General features: G+C 47.7%; 22 protein-coding genes and 1 riboswitch. Of the genes, 20 read left to right on the top strand and 2 right to left on the bottom strand.

Going from position 1 to position 20,527, the window contains the following annotated elements; genetic code table 11:
• Nucleotides 1-113: 113 nt before the first annotated feature.
• Together ACFSUB_RS02785 and scpB are read left to right on the top strand one after the other, a co-directional pair.
• Nucleotides 114-869 carry a segregation/condensation protein A gene (locus ACFSUB_RS02785; protein WP_380711653.1) on the top strand — a complete coding sequence of 252 codons (756 nt, stop codon included), beginning with the start codon at nt 114-116 and terminating at the stop codon, nt 867-869.
• A complete protein-coding gene (scpB, locus tag ACFSUB_RS02790; protein WP_380711654.1) occupies nt 862-1,437 on the top strand; it encodes an SMC-Scp complex subunit ScpB in 576 nt (191 codons plus the stop codon). Before ACFSUB_RS02785 ends, scpB begins: the two co-directional genes overlap by 8 nt.
• Here scpB and ACFSUB_RS02795 read toward each other — a convergent pair.
• Nucleotides 1,434-2,135, bottom strand: coding sequence for a DUF421 domain-containing protein (locus ACFSUB_RS02795; RefSeq protein WP_380711655.1), 702 nt, complete (start codon nt 2,133-2,135; stop codon nt 1,434-1,436). The genes scpB and ACFSUB_RS02795 overlap by 4 nt on opposite strands.
• A 73-nt stretch (nt 2,136-2,208) precedes the next feature.
• Complete coding sequence (locus ACFSUB_RS02800; RefSeq protein ID WP_380711656.1) at nt 2,209-2,730, bottom strand: hypothetical protein; 522 nt, start codon at nt 2,728-2,730, stop codon at nt 2,209-2,211.
• Between the two features lie 99 nt (nt 2,731-2,829).
• Between ACFSUB_RS02800 and ACFSUB_RS02805 the strand changes: the two genes are divergently transcribed.
• The 18 genes from ACFSUB_RS02805 (at nt 2,830) to ACFSUB_RS02890 (ending at nt 20,522) form a co-directional block, all read left to right on the top strand.
• Entirely contained in the window at nt 2,830-3,255 is a 426-nt protein-coding gene (locus ACFSUB_RS02805) for a hypothetical protein (RefSeq protein WP_380711657.1), read from the top strand.
• Between the two features lie 12 nt (nt 3,256-3,267).
• A complete protein-coding gene (gene spoVAC / locus ACFSUB_RS02810) occupies nt 3,268-3,744 on the top strand; it encodes a stage V sporulation protein AC (RefSeq protein WP_380711658.1) in 477 nt (158 codons plus the stop codon).
• Complete coding sequence (spoVAD, locus tag ACFSUB_RS02815) at nt 3,741-4,763, top strand: stage V sporulation protein AD (RefSeq protein WP_380711659.1); 1,023 nt, start codon at nt 3,741-3,743, stop codon at nt 4,761-4,763. The genes spoVAC and spoVAD overlap by 4 nt, the downstream gene beginning before the upstream one ends.
• Nucleotides 4,760-5,110 carry a stage V sporulation protein AE gene (gene spoVAE / locus ACFSUB_RS02820; RefSeq protein ID WP_380711660.1) on the top strand — a complete coding sequence of 117 codons (351 nt, stop codon included), beginning with the start codon at nt 4,760-4,762 and terminating at the stop codon, nt 5,108-5,110. The genes spoVAD and spoVAE overlap by 4 nt, the downstream gene beginning before the upstream one ends.
• 101 nt (nt 5,111-5,211) lie before the next feature.
• Nucleotides 5,212-6,339, top strand: coding sequence for a D-alanyl-D-alanine carboxypeptidase family protein (locus ACFSUB_RS02825; RefSeq protein WP_380711661.1), 1,128 nt, complete (start codon nt 5,212-5,214; stop codon nt 6,337-6,339).
• Between the two features lie 3 nt (nt 6,340-6,342).
• Nucleotides 6,343-6,936, top strand: a complete 594-nt coding sequence (locus ACFSUB_RS02830; RefSeq protein WP_380711662.1) for a nucleoside recognition domain-containing protein — start codon at nt 6,343-6,345, stop codon at nt 6,934-6,936.
• 2 nt (nt 6,937-6,938) lie between these two features.
• On the top strand, nt 6,939-7,469 hold the full coding sequence (locus tag ACFSUB_RS02835) for a spore maturation protein (RefSeq protein ID WP_380711663.1): 531 nt from the start codon (nt 6,939-6,941) through the stop codon (nt 7,467-7,469).
• Between the two features lie 113 nt (nt 7,470-7,582).
• Nucleotides 7,583-8,305 carry a pseudouridine synthase gene (locus ACFSUB_RS02840; protein WP_380711665.1) on the top strand — a complete coding sequence of 241 codons (723 nt, stop codon included), beginning with the start codon at nt 7,583-7,585 and terminating at the stop codon, nt 8,303-8,305.
• A 94-nt stretch (nt 8,306-8,399) separates the two neighbouring features.
• Nucleotides 8,400-10,067, top strand: a complete 1,668-nt coding sequence (locus ACFSUB_RS02845; protein WP_380711666.1) for a cytochrome c biogenesis protein ResB — start codon at nt 8,400-8,402, stop codon at nt 10,065-10,067.
• Nucleotides 10,054-11,241, top strand: a complete 1,188-nt coding sequence (gene ccsB, locus ACFSUB_RS02850) for a c-type cytochrome biogenesis protein CcsB (protein ID WP_380713163.1) — start codon at nt 10,054-10,056, stop codon at nt 11,239-11,241. Before ACFSUB_RS02845 ends, ccsB begins: the two co-directional genes overlap by 14 nt.
• A gap of 65 nt (nt 11,242-11,306) precedes the next feature.
• Nucleotides 11,307-12,026 carry a response regulator transcription factor gene (locus ACFSUB_RS02855; protein ID WP_380711667.1) on the top strand — a complete coding sequence of 240 codons (720 nt, stop codon included), beginning with the start codon at nt 11,307-11,309 and terminating at the stop codon, nt 12,024-12,026.
• Nucleotides 12,023-13,807 (top strand): ATP-binding protein, encoded by a 1,785-nt coding sequence (locus ACFSUB_RS02860; RefSeq protein ID WP_380711668.1) that lies wholly within the window; start codon nt 12,023-12,025, stop codon nt 13,805-13,807. Before ACFSUB_RS02855 ends, ACFSUB_RS02860 begins: the two co-directional genes overlap by 4 nt.
• Before the next feature lie 24 nt (nt 13,808-13,831).
• The gene (locus tag ACFSUB_RS02865; protein ID WP_380711669.1) at nt 13,832-14,569 is read left to right on the top strand and encodes a class I SAM-dependent methyltransferase; all 738 of its coding nucleotides are present in this window, start codon (nt 13,832-13,834) and stop codon (nt 14,567-14,569) included.
• A gap of 56 nt (nt 14,570-14,625) precedes the next feature.
• A riboswitch (cobalamin riboswitch) is annotated at nt 14,626-14,812 on the top strand.
• 103 nt (nt 14,813-14,915) lie between these two features.
• On the top strand, nt 14,916-15,941 hold the full coding sequence (locus ACFSUB_RS02870; RefSeq protein WP_380711670.1) for an ABC transporter substrate-binding protein: 1,026 nt from the start codon (nt 14,916-14,918) through the stop codon (nt 15,939-15,941).
• Nucleotides 15,925-16,968 carry a FecCD family ABC transporter permease gene (locus ACFSUB_RS02875; protein ID WP_380711671.1) on the top strand — a complete coding sequence of 348 codons (1,044 nt, stop codon included), beginning with the start codon at nt 15,925-15,927 and terminating at the stop codon, nt 16,966-16,968. The genes ACFSUB_RS02870 and ACFSUB_RS02875 overlap by 17 nt, the downstream gene beginning before the upstream one ends.
• A 4-nt stretch (nt 16,969-16,972) precedes the next feature.
• Nucleotides 16,973-18,259: an ABC transporter ATP-binding protein gene (locus ACFSUB_RS02880; RefSeq protein WP_380711672.1), complete on the top strand. Its 1,287-nt coding sequence runs from the start codon at nt 16,973-16,975 to the stop codon at nt 18,257-18,259.
• 56 nt (nt 18,260-18,315) lie between these two features.
• Entirely contained in the window at nt 18,316-18,891 is a 576-nt protein-coding gene (locus tag ACFSUB_RS02885) for a cob(I)yrinic acid a,c-diamide adenosyltransferase (RefSeq protein ID WP_380711673.1), read from the top strand.
• 134 nt (nt 18,892-19,025) lie between these two features.
• Nucleotides 19,026-20,522, top strand: a complete 1,497-nt coding sequence (locus ACFSUB_RS02890; RefSeq protein ID WP_380711674.1) for a spore germination protein — start codon at nt 19,026-19,028, stop codon at nt 20,520-20,522.
• The last annotated feature ends 5 nt before the right edge of the window (nt 20,523-20,527 follow it).

Below are 20,527 nucleotides of genomic sequence, written 5' to 3' on the forward strand. Positions count from 1 at the left end.
GTTTACAACATTATATCACGATGAATGGAATTTCTTCATTCTAAAGTTGCAATGCCTGAAAGAGAAGGGATATGGTATAATGAATGCTAGTATGACGGGAAAGGATTCAACTTATGGAACGATACAGTGTACAGATTGATACTTTTCAGGGTCCTCTGGATCTGCTGCTTCATCTGATTCAGCAGGCGGAAGTTGATATTTACAATATTCCGGTGGCGGAAATCACCGAGCAGTATCTGCATTATGTGCAGGCGATGCAGGAGCTTGAACTTGACATTGCAAGTGAGTACCTGGTGATGGCTGCTACGCTTCTGGAAATAAAAAGCCAGATGCTCCTTCCCGGTGAAGATGATCCGGGCGAAGAGGCATTTATGGAAGAAGAAGACCCAAGGCAGGAACTGATGAGCCGGCTGGTTGAATATAAAAAATACAAAGAGGCAGCGGTGGAACTCCGCGAAAAAGAACAGGAAGGAGCCGGACGGTATGCAAAAGGATCTTCTATGGATGATGAAGCCATCGAGGAGAAATATGCTGCGGCCGTGCCGGAAAATCTGTCTTTGTTTGATATGCTCGATGCCTACCAGAAGCTGAAAGAGCGTGTTCGTTACCACGCTCCGAAAGAAACGAAAATTAAAAATGAAGAAGTGACAATTGAAGACAGAATGACGTCGATCCTTTCATTTCTTGAAAAAAAACAAAACGGCAGTACGTTTATTGAACTATTCCCTTCCGGAGAACGATCCCATATGGTTGTCTCCTTTCTTGCCGTTTTGGAATTAATGAAACACAAGCAGATTACATGCGTGCAGGAAGAGAATTTTGAAGAGATCATGGTATACCAGACAGAGGAGGAGCTCGTCGGTGAATGAAGAAAATTATCAGCATATACTCCAGGGGCTGCTGTATGTATGCGGGGACGAAGGACTCGAAATTCAGGACGCTGCCGGGGTTCTTGACCTGACGGAACAGGAAACGGAGCAGCAGCTGCTTGTATTACAGCAGTCCATGAAAGAAGACACACCGGCTCTGCAGGTGCAGCGTTTTGGCAGCCGCTTTCAGCTTGTGACGGCGGACAGCATTGCTCCCTACATTGAAAAACTGGCGGAGGGGCCCAGGCAGGCAAAATTATCCCAGGCTGCCCTGGAGACGCTTGCCATTATTTCCTATAATCAACCGATTACGCGGATAGAAATTGATGATATCCGCGGAGTCAAGTCCGAACGAGCTGTTCAAACACTCATACATAAAGCACTTGTTCAGGAAAGCGGGCGCGCCCAGGCTCCGGGCCGGCCGATTCTTTATAAAACAACAGAACGGTTTCTGGAGCATTTTAACATTTCCTCACTGGAGGAACTGCCTGCGCTTGGAGCAGAACCGGAAGAGCCTTCTACAGAAGAGGCGGATCTGTTCTTTAAAGAACTCGAAGAAGAGAACTAGTAAGTTCCGGATTCATCGTACAAAACGATATAAAGGGGATATTCCCCGCTCCATTCCGCATAAAGAACCCGGTTGATATCCGGGATATTTCTTGTCTGAAGGCGCTCGAGAATGTCGCGCTTTGAAATGTTGGATTCTGTAATATTGTCTTCCACCCATTCCCCATCCAGTATGACCGCGAGCGGAAGACGCGGCGGCGGCCCGGGATCTGCCTGCAGATCTGTTTTGAGGGCGGAGGCGGCGTGAGGTTTTTTCAGCACATTAACCGTTCCATTTGCCTCTAGAATGGCATAATGCACATCCTGCATCGAAAATATATCCTTATCTCTGAGTAAATGCTGCAGCTGATTTAAATCCAGCCTGTTTTTGCGGAGTACACTATAATCCAGCTGCCCCTCCCGGATAACGATAGCCGGTTTTCCCTCCAGCATGCTTCTGGTTTCCTTTTTTTTCTGAGTAATGCTTTCCACAACCCCTACAAGTACCGCCCATAACACGACGGCATAGAGGATATAATGAAGGCCGATTTCGTTATCGTATATCGCATTTCCGACCAATTCCCCCATCACAATCGAGGAGATGAAATCAAACGGCGTTAATTGATTGATCTGTGTTTTACCGAGTACTTTCGTGATCACCAAAAGAGCGACGAAACCAATTGTTAATTCCACTGTCAGCTGTAAGAAATGAACCTCCATGGCGTCCTCCCATAAGCTGGATGCTTTTTCTCCCTGATTAGTCTGCCCTTATGGAAAGAAAAATACGCTCCGCTTAATGAAAGTGGCGAAGTATATCATCCATCTTCTCCAAAAGATCGCGGGAGGCGGCCTGAATGTCTTCTGCTTCCCCGTACCCGCTGTTTGATGGGTCCTTTCGGAAAACAGTCCGGATCCGTCCGTTTTCGGTCTGCCAGTACGTTTTTACGTACGTTTGGTAGGAAAGAAACAAGTGAATCATTTTTCCCGCCCGCTCCGGACCGAACAATAACTCCAGGTATTCCTCTGTATATCCGGAGGACTGCGGGGTATGATGAAGAGCCTGCGGATGCGGGCCTTTTGTCTGTTTATACACGGTATTGCGGATATCCAACGCTTTCATGTGCAGATGATGCCGTACTTCCTCTTTTTCCTGCTCCTGTTCTTTTTCTTTGTACGTTTCCTGCATGCCTTCAAGACGAACGGTTAACTCCCTTTGACTCTGCTCCAGTCTTTTTATTCTCCTCCATTGTACAAACAAAACCGAAAACGCACAGACCATAAAAAACGAAAACAGCAGTATCCATTGCGGTGTCACACATAATCACCTCTTTCTTCTCTTTGCCTGACTATGTACATAAAAACGGATGGTCTATTTCATACTATAAAGGCACGATGTCATGGAAGGAAGAGAAAAATGAAAAAGTTCGTCTGCCAAGTCATGAAACCGGCTCTTTTTACAGCAGTTCTTGTCTTACCTGCTACAGGGTGCGGGGATCATGAAGAGTCGTCTTTAACCAATACGGCCGCCATTTCAAATGATCCGGAAACACTGCTTGAAGACATGGAGGAGGTGACCTCCGCTCAAGCAGTGATGGAGGGTGAAAATCTGTACGCAGGAGTGACAGTAACCCAGTGGTCCAGGCTGCGGCTTGACTCCATCCGGAAAAAAGGACATTCTCTTTTGAAAAAACATTATCCGGAAAAAACCGTTCACTTCTCGACAGATTACAAAGTGTGGCTCGAATTACATGCATTCAAAGAAGAGCTGCAAAAGAAATCTTTATCCGCGAAGAAGCGTAAAAAAAGATTAACCGGCATTGAAGATCATATGAAAGGATAAAAGGTGCTGCGGATGAGTGACAAAACAGAACCTAAACAAAACCAAACCTATCAAACATTTGCAAAACAGTCGGAACCCTCTTTACCAATTGTTTTCAACTGTGTCAAAGCGTTTTTAATCGGTGGAGTGCTCTGTACGTTCGGGCAGGGGATACGCTCCTTATTTATTCATTTTTTTGATTTTAATGAACAGACAGCGGCAGACCCAACCATTGCTGTCTTGATTTTTCTTTCCGTTCTTTTGACTGGACTGGGGGTATATGACAAGATTGCGCAGTTCGCCGGAGCAGGCACTGCGGTACCGGTGACCGGATTTGCCAACTCTATGGCGAGTGCCGCCATGGAATACCGGACAGAGGGTCTGGTGCTTGGAGTGGGGTCCAACATGTTCAAACTGGCCGGTTCTGTAATTGTATTCGGGACGGTGGCAGCATTTATTATCGCTCTTATCAAAACGATATGGATTCAGATGACGGGGGGATCATTATGATTCAGGGGAGCCGCACGTGGGTGTTTCCTGGCCGCCCCATTATCGCAGCTACAGGTGTTGTCGGGGGTCCGTTTGAAGCAAAAGGCAGTCTGGCACGGGATTTTGACCAACTGTTTGATGATATCTGGATGGCGGAGTCGTCCTTTGAGAATGCTCAGAAAAAATTAATGGAAGAAGCCTCACGCACGGCTATAGCAAAAGCCGCCAAAAATCCCGAAGATATACAATTTGTTCTGGCGGGGGATTTGATTAATCAGATGACTGCAACTAATTTCGCGTGCCGGAGTCTTGGCATTCCATATCTGGGGTTGTTTGGAGCATGCTCCACGTCGATGGAAGGTCTTGCGCTGGCGTCGCTTCTGATTGAACACAAAGAAGCAGATTACGTACTCACCGGTTCAGCCAGTCATAACGCTGCGGTGGAAAAACAGTTTCGCTATCCAACCGAATACGGGGCGCAGAAACCTCCAACAGCTCAGTGGACAGCTACTGCAGCAGGTGTCGCTGTAATCGGAAGGGGAGAAGAAGGAACGTCGGTAAGTTCAGCTACGATTGGGAAAGTCATCGACCGCGGGCTGACGGATCCCTATAACATGGGGGCTGCGATGGCTCCTGCAGCAGCGGATACAATTGAAGCACATTTCACTGATCTAAATCGTGATCCCTCATACTATGACTATATCATCACCGGAGATCTTGGACGAATCGGTCTTCCAATTATGAAGGAACTTCTTCGTCAACGCGGCATTATGGTGACAGATGATCAGTGTATCGACTGCGGCGTCATGCTTTACAAGGAAGAACAGCATGTACAGGCGGGGGCGAGTGGCTCCGGGTGCTCCGCTTCTGTTGTGTATGGAAATATTTTGAACCGAATGCAGGATGGGGAGATAACCCGGGTCCTGGTTGCGGCGACAGGGGCACTGTTAAGCCCTCTGACGAGCCGGCAGAATGAATCTATACCATGCATTGCCCATGCTGCAGCTATTGAACAGAAAGGAGGAAAAGGACAGCCATGATGTATGTCTGGGCTTTCATCGTAGGCGGAATAATATGTGTGATTGGCCAGCTTTTGATGGATGCAGCAAAATTAACACCGGCCCACACGATGACTGTTCTTGTTGTGTCGGGAGCTGTGCTGGATGGTATCGGATTATATGAACCGCTTGTTGATTTTGCAGGGGCCGGCGCTACGGTTCCAATAACAAGTTTTGGGAATTCACTTGTACACGGAGCGATGGCCGAAGCAGAACAAAATGGTATAATCGGGGTGATCACCGGAATTTTTGAAGTGACAAGCGCCGGCATTTCAGCTGCAGTTATTTTCTCGTTTGCCGCTGCACTTCTTTTTAAGCCGAAAGGATAGCCAGCTCTTTTGAAAAGGTTGTACATCTTTCATATTCTTCTATTCATAATACCCTGCATCCGGAATAGATATGATTATAAGAAATGGACAAGGAAGATGGGATGGATATGAAATGGTGTACAGTAGCCGTCCTGTTTTTTCTGTTAGGGATTTTTCCTCTAACAGCAGCGGCGGAACATACGAGTGGAGTCGATACGTCAGCGGAAGCGGCAGTACTTATGGAACAGCAGAGCGGCAGGGTTTTATTTGATGAAAGTGCCAATGAGAAGAAAAGTATCGCAAGTATAACGAAAATCATGACCGCTGTATTGGCTGTGGAGTCGGGAAAATGGGAGCAGACAGCAGAAATCAGTAATCATGCCTCCGGCGTAGAAGGGTCCTCGCTTTATCTGAAACCGGGTGAGAACATGACACTGAAAGATTTAACGACGGGTTTGATGCTGCGTTCAGGAAATGACGCGGCGGTGGCAGTGGCGGAATTTGTCGGCGGCAGTACAGAAGGATTCGTCTATATGATGAATGAGAAGGCCCGTGATATCGGAATGGAAAATACCAGGTTCGCAAATCCTCACGGTCTTGACGAGGACGGGGCTCATTACTCAACGGCATATGATATGGCGCTTCTTATGAGATATGCCATGCAGAAGGAACGCTTCAGGGAAGTAACCGGTCTTAAAACGTACCAAGCACCGCAGCAGCAAGAGGGAAAACGTATCTGGCAGAACAAAAATAAACTTCTCACTTCCATGTATAAGTATACAACAGGCGGAAAGACAGGCTATACAAGGAAAGCGGGCCGTACACTCGTTTCCAGCGCAGAAAAAAATGATATGGAGTTGATTGCGGTCACACTGGACGCCCCTTCCGATTGGAAGGACCATATTTCCATGTTTGAATGGGGATTTTCCACTTTTAAGCTTATTCAGCTTGCAAGTGCCCGCGAAACGATAAACAGCGAAAACAATGAGAAGGGGAGACTGTTTCTGCCGAGGGATTTTCATTATCCATTGACAGAAGAAGAAAGCGGTGACGTGTCACGATCGATCTCGTTATCGGACCGGGACAACCGTTACCCTAAAGGAATATCGGCGGCGGGAAAAATAACATGGATGCTTAAAAGCCGCCCCATTCACAGTATGCCCGTGTTTGTTGACCAGCCTCAGGAAAGCGGGCCGGGTTGGTTCCCTGCATTTCGTGCATGTATAGAGATGTTCATGGGAGGGCGGTAAACGGTGGTACATTACATCTGGATGTTTCTTCTTGGCGCCGGAATTATAACGGCTATGTTTAACGGGAGAATGGAAGAAGTATCGGAAGCGTTGTTCAAAGGGGCCGAAGACGCGGTTACACTTTGTTTTGGGTTGGTTAGTGTCATGGTGTTCTGGCTCGGTATCATGAATGTGGCCAGAAACAGCGGGCTGCTTGATCAATTTACAACCTGGCTCCGGCCGGCTGTAGTACGGTTGTTCCCTGATATACCCCCTGATCATCCTGCCATGGGTTACATTCTTTCCAATATGACGGCCAACCTGATGGGACTTGGCAACGCTGCAACCCCGATGGGAATCAAAGCAGTAAAAGAAATGAAAAAGCTTAATGACGACAGAGACGAAGCGAGCCGTTCGATGATTACATTTATGGCATTGAATACGGCAGGACTTACGTTGATACCGACCACCGTCATTGCGGTGAGAATGAACTATGGTTCGTCGGAACCCGCCGAAATAGTCGGCGCGGCGATACTGGCTACCGGCTGTTCCACAGCTTGTGCGCTTGTCATCGATCGGTTTTTTCATCTCCGGCGCACCCGTAAAGGAAAGGGGTAAACATGGGCTGGATGAATACGGTATCCATCTGGGTGGTACCGATGCTTCTCTTTGCTGTTATTCTTCACGCGGCAGTGAAGCGGGTGCCGGCATATGATGCTTTTGTGGAAGGCGGAAAAGATGGTTTTCAAATGGCTGTTTCTTTGATTCCCTACCTTGTCGGGATGCTTACCGCGGTGTCGGTATTCCGGGCGTCCGGTGCGATGGATCTTGTCATTCAAGCGATAGCACCGGTTTTGGCATTGGCGGGGATACCGGCTGACATTGCACCGCTTGCCATGATACGCCCGATTTCCGGAACGGGTGCGCTCGGGATGATGAGTTCGCTGTTTGACGAATATGGTCCGGATTCGTTTATCGGGCGTCTCGCCTCCACGATGCAGGGGAGCACCGATACGACATTGTATGTCATCACCATTTATTTCGGCGCAGCAGGAGTGAAGCATATCGGCGATGCGCTGAAAGTCGGATTGGCTGCGGATGCCGCCGGCGTCGCAGCATCTGTATTTATCGTCAGCGTAATATTTTTATAATAACGGATCTTCCGCGTGGGCGGAAGATTTTTTAGATACGATGGAAAACCTCAGAACTGCGGCACTTGTGAAACGCGGTTTAGATGGGTAAGATGGAACGTGAGGTGAAAAAGATGGAAAGACTACAGAAAGTTATAGCAGACGCAGGAGTAACATCCCGCAGAAAAGCAGAAAAGTTGATGGAGGAAGGAAGAGTAAAAGTAAATGGAAGCGTAGTAAAAGAACTGGGTACAAAAGTAACTCCGAACAAAGACACCGTGGAAGTCGATCACGTACCGATTGACCGGGAGGAGCCTGTTTATTATTTGTTGTACAAACCCAAACAGGTTATTTCAGCAGTCAGTGACGATAAAAACCGGAGTGTCGTAACGGACTTTTTTGAAGAGGAAACAAGACGGATTTTTCCGGTCGGCCGTCTGGATTATGATACGTCCGGCCTGCTTCTCATGACCAATGACGGAGAGTTTGCCAACCAATTGATGCACCCGAAGAATAAGGTATTTAAAACCTACGTTGCAAAAGTCCAGGGGAAACCTTCCAAAGAATCCCTGCATCGTTTACAGACAGGCATCGAGCTTGAAGGTAGAAAGACCGCACCCGCCAAAGTTAAAGTCAAATCGTCGAATAAAAAAACGAATTCATCGATTGTAGAAATCAGCATACATGAGGGAAGGAACCACCAGGTGCGTAAAATGTTTGAAGAGATTGACCATCCCGTTATGAAGTTGAAACGGGAGAAATACGGTCCGCTGACTCTTGAAAACCTGCGTCCCGGAGAGAAAAGAAAGCTGAAGCCGATAGAAGTGAAACAGCTGAAAGAGGCTGCTGTCACATAAGTGTCATAATCAGCTCCTTATACAATAACCAATGACAGCGTTATAATGAGCACAGAGTGCACAGCACGGTAATCGGGAAGATCGAGGTGTTTTCATGGAGAAAGTGACATGCGGCGAATGCGGCCATTTGAATCCTTACGGCACACATCTCTGTGAATCCTGCGGCAAACCGCTGGATGAAAAGGATAAACAGGCATCAATGGTGGACATGCGTTATGAAGGGGTGGCCAGACGCTCGCAGACTTACAACAAAACGGCAATTGATAAAATATGGAATTTTTTCTCCTCTGTTAAAATTGGAGTTACAATTATTATCTTGACGTTGATTGCCTCTTCTGTTGGAACGATATTTCCTCAGGAAATGTACATACCCGGAAATGTGGATCCGGCACAGCACTACGAAGAAGAATACGGGATGGCGGGACTTATATATTATACTCTCGGTTTTCATAATCTTTACGGATCCTGGTGGTATATGGCTCTTATTGCAGGACTCGGCATTTCTCTTATTATAGCAAGCCTGGACCGGGTCGTGCCGTTATACCGCGCCCTGAAAAAACAGAAGACATCACGAAATGAAGGGTTTCTGAAAAGGCAGCGTCTTTTCAGCGTCAGCGAAACGGAACATGCAGACGATATGCTGGAACAATCAAAAGATTATCTGCGCAGGAAACGCTATAATGTAAAAGTGGAAAATGGAAGCCTGCTGGCTGAAAAAAACCGTTTTGCCAGATGGGGGCCCTACATTAACCATATTGGTCTTATTCTTTTCTTAACAGGTGCCATGCTGCGCTTTTTCCCCGGCATGTATGTGGATGAATTGATCTGGGTAAGAGAAGGGGAAACGGAGGCTGTTGCAGGTACCGAACGCCAGTATTATGTGGAGAATAAAAAGTTTTCTATCGAAACATATGATGAAAACAATGAAACATTCGCCCCGGCCCTGGAACGTGCCGGCGGGGACCAGATTAAAACCTACAAGACCGATGCCGTTCTTTACGAAAGCAGCGGTGGAACGGTTGGAACAGAACCGGAACTGACAGAAGTCAAAACAGATAGTATCGAGGTGAATCATCCGCTTCGTTTTGATGATTATGCTCTTTATCAATATGACTATAAGCTGAATGAACTGAACGTCATGTCGTTATCCATGAACGACCGGGAAAGCGGGGAAACCATCGGAACCATCGATATTGATCTTTTTGACCCCCAGGGAGAATATGACCTTGGCAACGGGTACCGGGTCGTTATCGAATCATACTTCCCTAATTTCGAATTTGATGAAAACGGGGAGCCTTCCACCATATCTGATATTCCGGACAATCCCGCTTTTATCTTCCGGATGTTTTCACCTGAGCACCCGGATGAAGGAGAATACAGCTTTGTCGCGATCCGGAGCAATGAAGATATATTTGGTGAAAATACGTATGAGATGTCTTTTGAAGGTGTTGAAACGAAAAACGTGACAGCGCTCAAAGTTCGCAAAGACCACACACTTCCGTTTTTAATCGCCGGAGGAAGTATTTTCATGATCGGTCTGATCCAGGGCTCCTATTGGTCGCACCGACGCATTTGGCTGCGCAGGTTTGGAAATGAACTGTGGGCGGCCGGTCATACGAATAAACACTGGGCATCGTTGAAAAAAGATTTTCAGTCGCTGTCCGACAAAACCGGTTTGACGGTGCCGGAGGATAAGCAGGCAAAGAAAGCAATGGAGGAACAAACCTCCGATGGAAGGGATGACAATAATGGTCGAAGTTAGTTCAAACTTGTTATTTGCCGCTTTTTTTCTTTACCTGGCAGCAACCATTTGTTTTGCCGTCAGCGTAACAGGAAGAAAATGGCGGGATAAACAAGGAGAGGTTACAGGCAACCGTCTCGGAACAATTGGTTACGCTGCGGCATGGATTGGTTTTGTGCTGCAGGCCGGCTATTTTTTCACGAGATGGGCTGCAGCCGGCCACGTGCCGGTCAGCAATATGTTCGAATACACGACATTTCTCGGAATGGCTCTGACGATAGCATTTCTTATTTTGTACGGTATCTACAGGACCGCCGTCCTCGGCATGTTCACGATGCCGATTGTTATGCTGATCATTGCTTTTGCCTCGGTGTTTCCGACGGAAGTGGAGCCGCTTATCCCAGCCCTGCAGAGTAATTGGCTCAAAATCCATGTTACGACGACAGCGCTTGGTCAGGGGCTTCTATCGATTGGATTTGCCGCCGGACTTATCTATCTTGTACGAACACTTGATTTTACAAAACGGGATAAAAAAGTATTCTGGCTGGAGATGATAATGTACAGTCTTACCAGTCTCGTCAGTTTCATTTTAGTCCGCTATATTTTTCGTTTATTTAACTATGAAGCCGCCTTTACGTATGTAAATGAAAATGGCGAACAGGCGGAAATGGTGTACCAGCTTCCGGCACTGCTCGGCCCAAATGAAGCAAGTCTGCAGACTCAGGGTGCACTGGAGCCCCTGATAACCATGCCGACCTGGATACGAAGCGATGATGCCAATACCGTCGTTTGGTCCCTTGCTGCCGGTTTTATTCTTTACATGCTCCTGAGGTTGATTCTGCGCCGGCCGATCGGAGGCGCCCTGCAGCCGTTTTTGAAAAACATTAATCCGGAAACGGTGGATGAAGTCAGTTACCGGGCGATTGCCATCGGTTTTCCGGTTTTTACACTGGGCGGCCTGATTTTTGCTATGATCTGGGCACAGATAGCCTGGACCCGTTTCTGGGGCTGGGACCCCAAGGAAGTGTGGGCATTGATCACCTTCTTATTTTATGCAGCATATCTGCATCTACGGCTCTCCAGAGGCTGGCACGGGGAGCCTTCCGCCTGGCTTTGTGTCATAGGTTTTGTTATTATCATGTTTAACCTGGTATTTGTTAACCTTGTTATCGCAGGACTTCATTCTTATGCGTGACGCAGCTGGCTGCTGCCGGCTGATGCAGCACCTTATACAAACTGCTCTGCAGGAGGTACAATGTAATGGATAAAGAATCAAAAGTACTTGTCGTGGATGATGAAGACCGTATCCGCCGGCTTCTGAAAATGTATCTGGAACGGGAAGAATTTATTGTAGAAGAGGCGGAAAATGGAGAAGAAGCTTTGGACATGGCAGTTCATAACGACTATGACGTCATTCTGCTGGATTTAATGCTTCCGGGCATGGACGGAGAGGAAGTATGCCGTGAACTCCGCAAATCCAAAGCAACTCCTATTATTATGCTTACCGCTAAAGGTGAAGAAAGCAACCGGGTGCAGGGCTTTGAAGTCGGAACCGATGACTATATCGTCAAACCGTTCAGTCCAAGAGAAGTGGTGCTTCGGGTAAAAGCAATTCTGCGCCGGGCTTCGGCCACGAAATTTCTGCAGACGGAAACGCAGACAAAAGATGTACTGGTGTTTCCTCATCTGACGATTGATAATGACGCCCACCGGGTTACGGTGAACGAAGAAGTCATCAGCCTGACCCCGAAAGAATACGAACTGCTTCTTTATCTTGCGCAGGCTCCGGATAAAGTCTTTTCAAGAGAGCAGCTTCTTAAAGATGTATGGGATTATGACTTTTTCGGAGATCTTCGGACCGTTGATACGCATGTGAAACGTCTCCGTGAAAAACTGAGCCGTGTGTCGGAGGAGGCTGCTGATATGATCTCCACCGTATGGGGTGTTGGATATAAGTTCGAGGCCGCAGCGGGCGAATGATCTGGCGCAGTGTTGTTGGAAAACTGTGGGGTACGATTCTGCTCCTTGTATCAGCAGTACTGGTGTTGTTAACGGTACTGCTGCTTCAGTTTTTTGAAAGATTTCATATTACAGAAGCAGAAGAACAGTTAACCAATCATGCCAACGTTATGGTATCGCTGCTGGAAAGGTACAGTGATCCCGAAGGTGCACTTAATACCGTGGAGCACATGGCGGATTCCTACAATTCATCTGTAGTTATTATACAGAATGGAGACCAGTGGGAGTATCCCGATAAGGAAGCCGGAGTAAACCTTCCTGTTTCTCTTTTTGAAAATGAACCAAGACTGGCACCGGTACAGCGTGAGAGGGAGACCGTTACCACGCACGGGAATTTCTCTGCGCAGGAAAATGGAGAGCAGAGACAGCAGGAAATATTTGTTGTTGGTGTGCCTTTTGTCTCAACGGAGGGAGAAGAAGGTTCTCTTTATCTGTATCAGTCGCTTGACATCATTGAGGATACGACCGGCGAAACGAAGCAGATTATTCTGCTTTCCGCCGGTATTGCCATTATCCTGACGACTATTTTCGCCTTCTTTTTGTCATCACGAATTACGGCTCCGCTCCGGAAAATGAGGGAACTTGCCCTGAATGTATCCAAAGGTGACTTTGAAACGAAAGTACCGATTATGACAAATGACGAAATCGGCCAGCTCGGAAATGCGTTCAACAAAATGAGACGTGAATTGAACCGCAATATTATGGCACTTAATCAGGAGAAAGAACAACTGAGCCGGATTCTGACCAGTATGGCCGACGGTGTTATTACGGTGGACCGGAAAGGGTCCATTGCCCTTACGAACCCGCCGGCTCATTATTTCCTGCAGTCCTATCACTACGAAACCGGAGCGCCCGACCCGCAGGACCGCCTGCCAAAAGAAGTGAAAAAACTGTTCCAGAAGGTTGTGACGCTTGAAGAGGAACAGTGGATAGAAATGGATGTGCAGGGCAGAAGTTACGTTGTCTTAATGACCCCGCTTTATGATGAAGAATTTGTCCGCGGCGTCGTTGCGGTCATTCGGGATATGACAGAAGAGCGCCGGCACGATAAACTCCGAAAAGATTTTATTGCCAATGTCTCGCATGAACTCCGTACCCCGATTTCCATGCTTCAGGGCTACAGTGAAGCAATTGTCGATGATGTTGCCGGCAGTGAAGAAGAAAAACAGGAAATCGGGCGCATCATTTATGATGAATCCATGCGGATGGGCCGGCTTGTTAATGAACTGCTGGATCTGGCCAGAATGGAAGCCGGCTATACACAGCTTGAAAGACAATGGGTCGACGTTGAAGCATTTGCAGACAAGGTGTTTAAAAAGTTTCAGGGACCGGCCCGTGATGCGGACGTGAACATGCAGCTTGATAAACGGCTTGATCTCGAATATGCCTGGTTTGACCCAGACCGGGTGGAACAGGTCATGACCAATCTGATTCATAATGCCATCCGCCACACTGGTGATAACGGGGAAGTCCAGGTGGTGGTCAGAACAGACGCTTCTGAGATGAGCGTGGATATCCAGGATACAGGCTCGGGCATCCAGGAAGAAGATCTCCCCTATGTATTTGAACGTTTCTATAAAGCTGATAAAGCAAGAACCCGCAGCAACGGCGGTACAGGGCTGGGTCTTTCCATAGCGAAAAACATTGTCGAAGCCCACGACGGGGAGATTTCTGCAAGAAGCCGGACGGATAAAGGGACCATTTTCCGATTTACGATCCCCGCTTCAGCAGAGGAAGAATAGAAAGGCAGTGTTAGGAGGACAAGTGTGAAGGCTTGGTTTGAAGAACATTTTCAAGAAGATTATCTGAAAGTATATGATCACCGGGATGAAGAGAAAGCAGCTGCTGAGCTGCATGATATTATGAATTATATCCCACTGGAACCAGGTATGAAAGCCATCGATCTATGCTGTGGCAACGGTCGTCATGCCCGCTATATGGCGGGAAAAGGCGTTCATGTTACCGCGCTGGATCTTTCTCCGGTTCTTTTGAAAAAAGCCATCGATCTCACCTCGGGTCTTCCGGTACAGTACATGCGCGGAGATGTCCGGCATATCTCTATTAAACAGGAATTTGACGCTGCTTTTAATCTGTTTACCAGTTTCGGTTACTTTGTGGAGGATTATGAGAATGAACTGGTCATGGTCCGAGCGTCGGAAGCCTTAAAAGACAATGGATGGTTCTGCATGGATTACCTGAACCCGGTCCACACGGCTGCCAACCTCGTTCCCTATGACTCTACGGAAAAGAATGGTTTCACTGTAACCCAGAAACGTTTTATCGAAAACGGGTTTATACACAAAAAGATCTCGATTGAAGAGGGCGGTTCCCGGCGGGAGTACCGGGAACGTGTGAAAATGTACGACAACGACGCATTAAAACAGATGCTGCACCGGAATGGGTTTGACATCGAATATGTATTCGGCGATTACGATGCTTCTCCCTTTGAGGAACAGTCATCGCCGCGTCAGATTTTTATCTGCCGGAAACGTCCTTCTCAATAAAAGCGAATCTATCGATATTCTCCCTGAATTCTTTAATACGAAATGAGACAAAAAACAAAATACCGATGTGAAAAGGTCATTTCTCTGTAAAAGAAATGTTAAAAGGGAAACCGGTGCAACTCCGGTACGGTCCCGCCACTGTAAGCATGACAAGCTGCAGCTGAAGAATCCACTGTTGAATGGAACGGGAAGGAAGCTGCGGATGATGTGAGTCAGGAGACCTGCCTTTTCATACGGTGCAAAACCTTCGAGGAAAGGGACCGCCGGTTATACATGCAGCCCGTCCGACGTGTGCTGTTTTGCAGCCGTTTATGCGCTCTCCCTGAAAATCAGGGAGAGCTTTTTTATGAAAAAAACAGGAACAGAAGGGGGTACAGCATTGAAACAACATATCCTGCCGGTGCTCTGTCTAGTGAGCATTGTGATGATTCCGGGATGCAATTCCGGGGAGGACACGGAAGATACACAAAATAACAAGGAAAATCAAAATACAGAACAAAAAGAATCAGCCTCCGGAAATGATGCTTTTCCTGTTGAGATCAACGATGCCGCAGATGGAACCGTAACGATGGAAGAAGAACCCGGGCGAATCATCAGTATGATACCAAGCAACACCGAAATCGCCTTTGCACTGGGTCTGGAGGAAGAGATTGTCGGTGTCTCGGATCACGCTGATTATCCAAAAGAAGCAGCGGAAAAGGAAAAAATCGGCGGACTCCAATTCAATGTAGAAAAAATAATATCCCTTGAGCCGGATCTGGTGCTGGCCCATGCCTCGTCCCTACAGCAGGCCAAAGAGGGTCTGCAGCAGATGGAAGAGGAAGGGATAAAAGTTCTTGTGGTCAATGAAGCAACGTCCTTCGAAGAAACATACAAATCCATTCATACGATAGGCCGGGCCGCCGGTGCAAATGCGGAAGCTGATGAAATTGTTTCCTCCATGAAAGAGGATGTGAAAAATCTAAGGGAACAGGCATCACAGATATCAGAGGAAGAAAAGAAAACGGTTTGGATGGAGATTCAGCCTCCGCCTGATCTCTATACGACCGGAAGTGGTACCTTCCAGCACAACATGCTCCAGCTTATTCATGCAGAAAATGCTGCCGGCGGTGAAGAGGGCTGGCTCCCGTACACTTCAGAAGATGCAGTGAAACAGAATCCTCAAGTGATTATTACAACATACGGGCAATCGATGGACGGTGACCCGGCAGCACAAATTAAGAACCGGGGCGGATGGAGCAATGTTTCTGCCGTTGAAAGTGGTGACATCTATAATGTGAACAGTAATCTGGTCAGCCGTCCCGGCCCCCGTCTGGCAGATGGGGCGGAGGAACTGGCGGAGCTGATTTATCCTGATGTTTTCGCAGAATAAAGCCTGGATCAGTATTGGAATCGGTGTATTGTTTGCGGGGCTCAGTCTGATGATCGGTGTTTCTGTTGGGAGTGTTTTCATCCCTCTTCCGGTAAGTACTAAAATAATATGGCATGTCATATCCGGGATGGATATGCCGGCCTCGATCCCAGCCGCCGATGTATCCATCATTACAAATATAAGGCTGCCAAGAGTGGTACTGGCCGCTCTTGTAGGTGCTTCTCTTTCGGCGGCGGGGGCAGCATTTCAGGGACTGCTTCGAAATCCTCTGGCGGATCCTTATACACTTGGTGTTTCCTCCGGATCGGCATTGGGCGCGGTAGTTGTCCTTTATACCGGACTTACCATTCCGCTTCTGGGGACGTTTACGCTGCCTGCTGTAAGTATTGTCTCAGGTTTTGTTACCCTGCTTTTTATTCTGACGTTCGTCCGCTGGATCGAGCAGCAGATGAGAACTGAGACCATTATCCTGGCAGGCATTATTGTCAGCTCGTTTCTGGGAGCTTTTTTGTCGCTTATTATTGCTTTAACAGGAAATGAACTGCGGCAAATCATCAGCTGGCTGATGGGGAGCGTTTCCATGAGGGGATGGGAATATGCCGCCCTTCTGGTTCCGTTCTTTTTGAGCGGCACTATCCTTTTGTTTATGAATGTGCGGGAACTGAACGCTCTCGTATTCGGAGAAGAGACAGCCCGAACCTTGGGAGTAAGCCCGGAGAAAAGCAGAATCACTGTTCTTGCCGGGGCGTCTCTTCTAACCGGCGCGGCGGTGGCAGTGTCCGGTACGATTGGCTTTGTCGGATTGGTTGTCCCTCATCTGGTACGCCTGTTGACCGGACCCGACCACCGGCTGCTGCTCCCGCTCTCTATTCTCAGCGGCGCAGGGTTTCTCGTGTTAACGGATTTGGCGGCGCGGACGATCATTGCACCGACGGAACTTCCAATCGGTGTAATTACGGCTGCAACGGGGGCCCCTGTGTTTGGCTTTCTTCTCTATCATCAACGGCGCCGGCCGAAAAGAAGGTGACATCATGCTTGAAGTAGAACAGCTCAGTGGCGGTTATCCTGGTATTCAGGTGCTTCGTAACATTCATTTCAAGGCAGAGCCGGGGGAGTTTGTCGGTGTTATCGGCCCAAATGGAAGCGGCAAGTCCACACTTTTAAAAATGTTGTACCGAGAACTTCGTCCCGGGACAGGAACGATATCCCTTAACGGAACATCTCTTGATTCGCTGACCCAAAAACAAATAGCCGCACAGCTCGCTGTTCTTCCACAGCAGGAAGAAGAAGCATTTTCCTATACTGTGTCTGAAGTGGTTGAGCTGGGCCGCTATCCATATCAAAAAGGCTGGTTCGGCCGGAGCAGCCGGGAAGACCGGTACGTTGTAGAAGAAGCGATGCGGCAGACGGACGTGGATCATGCAGCGCATCGAACACTGGACCAATTAAGCGGAGGAGAAAAACAGCGGGTGTTTCTGGCGAGAGCAATGGCACAGGAACCTGATTACCTGCTGCTTGATGAACCGACGAATCATCTGGATGTCGCGTATCAGGTGTATCTGCTCGATACATTGAAACAATGGGCTGCCGAAAAGCAGATGACGGTGATTGCAGCGATTCATGATTTGAATCTGGCTGCTTTATACAGTGACAGGCTTCTTCTATTGAATAAAGGGAACCAGGAGCTGTTTGACCAGCCTTCCATTGTTCTGAAAAAACAGCTGCTCCAGCGTGTGTATGGTACGGCCCTGTCCCGGATATCCCACCCGTCCGTGGCCCGGCAGCAGTTGATGCTCGAGCCTGCCCATCTTACAGGAGACACTATTCATGGACCGCTTGAAAACCTGCAGAAAAAAGAAATAAATGATCAATTGTATGTAACGTCTGCTTTGAACTGGAAGACACTGTCATCTGCAGAGGAAGGAGGCGGTTTCAACTGGGCACGGACCTTTTCTCTTGCTGATTTGTCCAGTTCCTGTCTCCGCGTCGAAGAGGACACGGATGGCTGCATCAAGGTTTATACAGCTGTTCTCAATAAAGACACCGGTGATGATCCAAAACGGCCGAACCACAGGCAGGTTTTTGTTTGTATTCTGCTGTTTATCGATTCTGAATTAAATGAGGGTGAAATGGCCGGCGTTCTAGCCTCTGCAGCAGAGGCAAAAGGCGGAGCAGCAGCAGATGCTGCGCGCAGCGAAGAGATTACATTGTGGAAAGGACCGGTAACTGTCGCGGTTTCAGGGCAGGAATCCTCCATTGAGACACAAGAGGAGATCCGGCGGCGGAGTGCCCGTCTCGTATATGACAAACTCAAGTAAAACAGTACGCACTCTCAGTATCTGTTTATAAAGAGAAGGAAGGTGTGGTCCAGGGGATGAGATTGTATACAAGAAGCGGAGACCAGGGAAAAACGAGGGTCATAGGCGGAACAAGAGATAAAGATGATATCAGAATTGAGGCATATGGAACATGCGATGAACTAAACGCTTGTACTGCCAAAGCAGCAGCGGTTCTGGATGATGCTCTGTTTCCGGATATCGCAGGCGAGCTGAGACGGATTCAACATGAATTGTTCGACTGCGGGAGCGATCTTTCCAGCATAAAGGAAGACGCGGAATGGAAAATGGGTTGTGAGTCCATCACTTATCTGGAACGACGGATAGATATTTACACCGAAGAAGCTCCGGCCCTCCAACGTTTTATCCTGCCGGGAGGAACCACGGCTTCTGCCGAACTTCATATCTGCCGTACGGTCGCAAGACGTGCGGAAAGGCAGATTACAACACTTGCAAAAATGGAAACTATCAATGAAGAAGTGCAGAGATATATCAACCGCTTATCCGACTATTTTTTTGCAGCAGCGCGAATCGTTAATCACCGGTTGGACATTGCTGATATTGAATATAAACGAAGTGCTGTTGTCTTCCGCGAAGGGCATAACAAAGAATAATGCAGCTGGACTCTCCTCTATTTCAAAGGAGAGTCTTTTATTATGGCATCTGCAAGGTGATGAAGCCCTCTGCATAGAAATGCGGCTGTCGTATCATCCTAATTGGCAGTAATCCAAAGGGAGAGACAGCCGGAATGTATTTTTTGAAAAGAAAACGTTCATACGAGGAAGCTCCGGTTCCCCGTCATCCGGAAGATTGGCTGTTCCAGCTTGCCCAAAAAAGCCGGGATGTTGTGGAAGAAAAGATACAGACACCGTTTGGTACGGTGGACTTGTATTACGTGAAAGACTTGATAAATACAGAACGCCTTCATAAAGATGTGCTGCAGCCTTTAAAACAGGAACCCTGGATGTCCTATCAGGATATCGAACAGCATGTGTATATTGATGTTGTTGAGAAAACAAGCGAAATTTCCAAACTGAACGAGAGCCTGTTTACAGGCGGGGTCGTGTTGAAACTATCTTCAGAGCAGGGCATGCTTGTGCTGGCGGTCCCGACTGATGTGAAGAGGAATATAACAATTCCTGAAACGGAATTCAGTGTGGTAGGCCCGCGCGAGGCGTTTGTAGAAACGCTGCAGACCAATATATTTTTAGTACGAAAACGTCTACCGGTCGAAGACTTTATCGTGAAAACAATAAAGGTCGGGCGTTTGTCCAAAACAAAGACGTCTGTCTTTTATATAGAGTCCATTGCAGATAAAGAAAACGTGAATACGATGCTTCAGCGGCTGCATGAGGTGGACTACGATGAGGTACTGGGCTCCAATTCCCTTGCTCAGATGATACAGGACCATTCGTTTACCGTCTTTCCTGCTTTTGTTAACACAGAACGGCCGGATCGTACCGCGGCAGCCCTTGCGGAAGGTAAAGTCGTATTCATGTGTGATGGTTCACCGGAGGCTGTTATTGCCCCGTCTACACTGGTGGAGTTCTTCACTTCCCTGGAAGATTATTATCTTCCCTGGTATACAGCATCCTTTGTGAGAATCCTGCGGCTCGTGTCCGTTATATTTTCTATTATTGCAACACCGGTTTATGTAGCTGTGCTGACGTTTCACTATGAAATGATTCCAAAAGATTTGTTATCCACCCTGATTGCTTCCAGAAGCAATATTCCATTTCCGCCTTTGATCGAAGCGGTTTTTCTCGAATTCACTATAGAACTGCTCCGTGAAGCAGGGGCCAGACTGCCTACAAAGGTAGGGCAGACAATTGGGATTGTCGGAGGTATTGTGATTGGGCAGGCTTCTGTGCAGGCGGGTCTGACAAGTAATGTTCTGTTAATCATTGTTGCTCTTGCAGCGCTCGCTTCCTTTACAGCCCCTGTTTATCAAATGGGGAACACGGTGCGTATTATCCGGTTTCCCTTTTTAATTGGGGCTGCATCAATGGGTGGAATAGGTATAGCACTCAGCTTTGTATTTGTCATTGCGCATCTCATCCGCCTGGAATCACTGGGCCGGCCGTATTTTGCACCGTTTTTCCCCTTGAGATTGATGGATTGGAAAGATACATTTATTCGTCTTCCTTTTAACTTTTTATATAAACGCCCCCATCAGACGAGAGCTTCCTATCGAAAAAAACTTCCGGCAGAAAAGATCACAAAGAAAAAGGATATAGATGAATAAACGAG

Origin of the sequence: Salibacterium lacus (genome assembly GCF_042684865.1) — a bacterium.
In the GTDB taxonomy this organism is placed as follows: domain Bacteria; phylum Bacillota; class Bacilli; order Bacillales; family Marinococcaceae; genus Salibacterium; species Salibacterium lacus.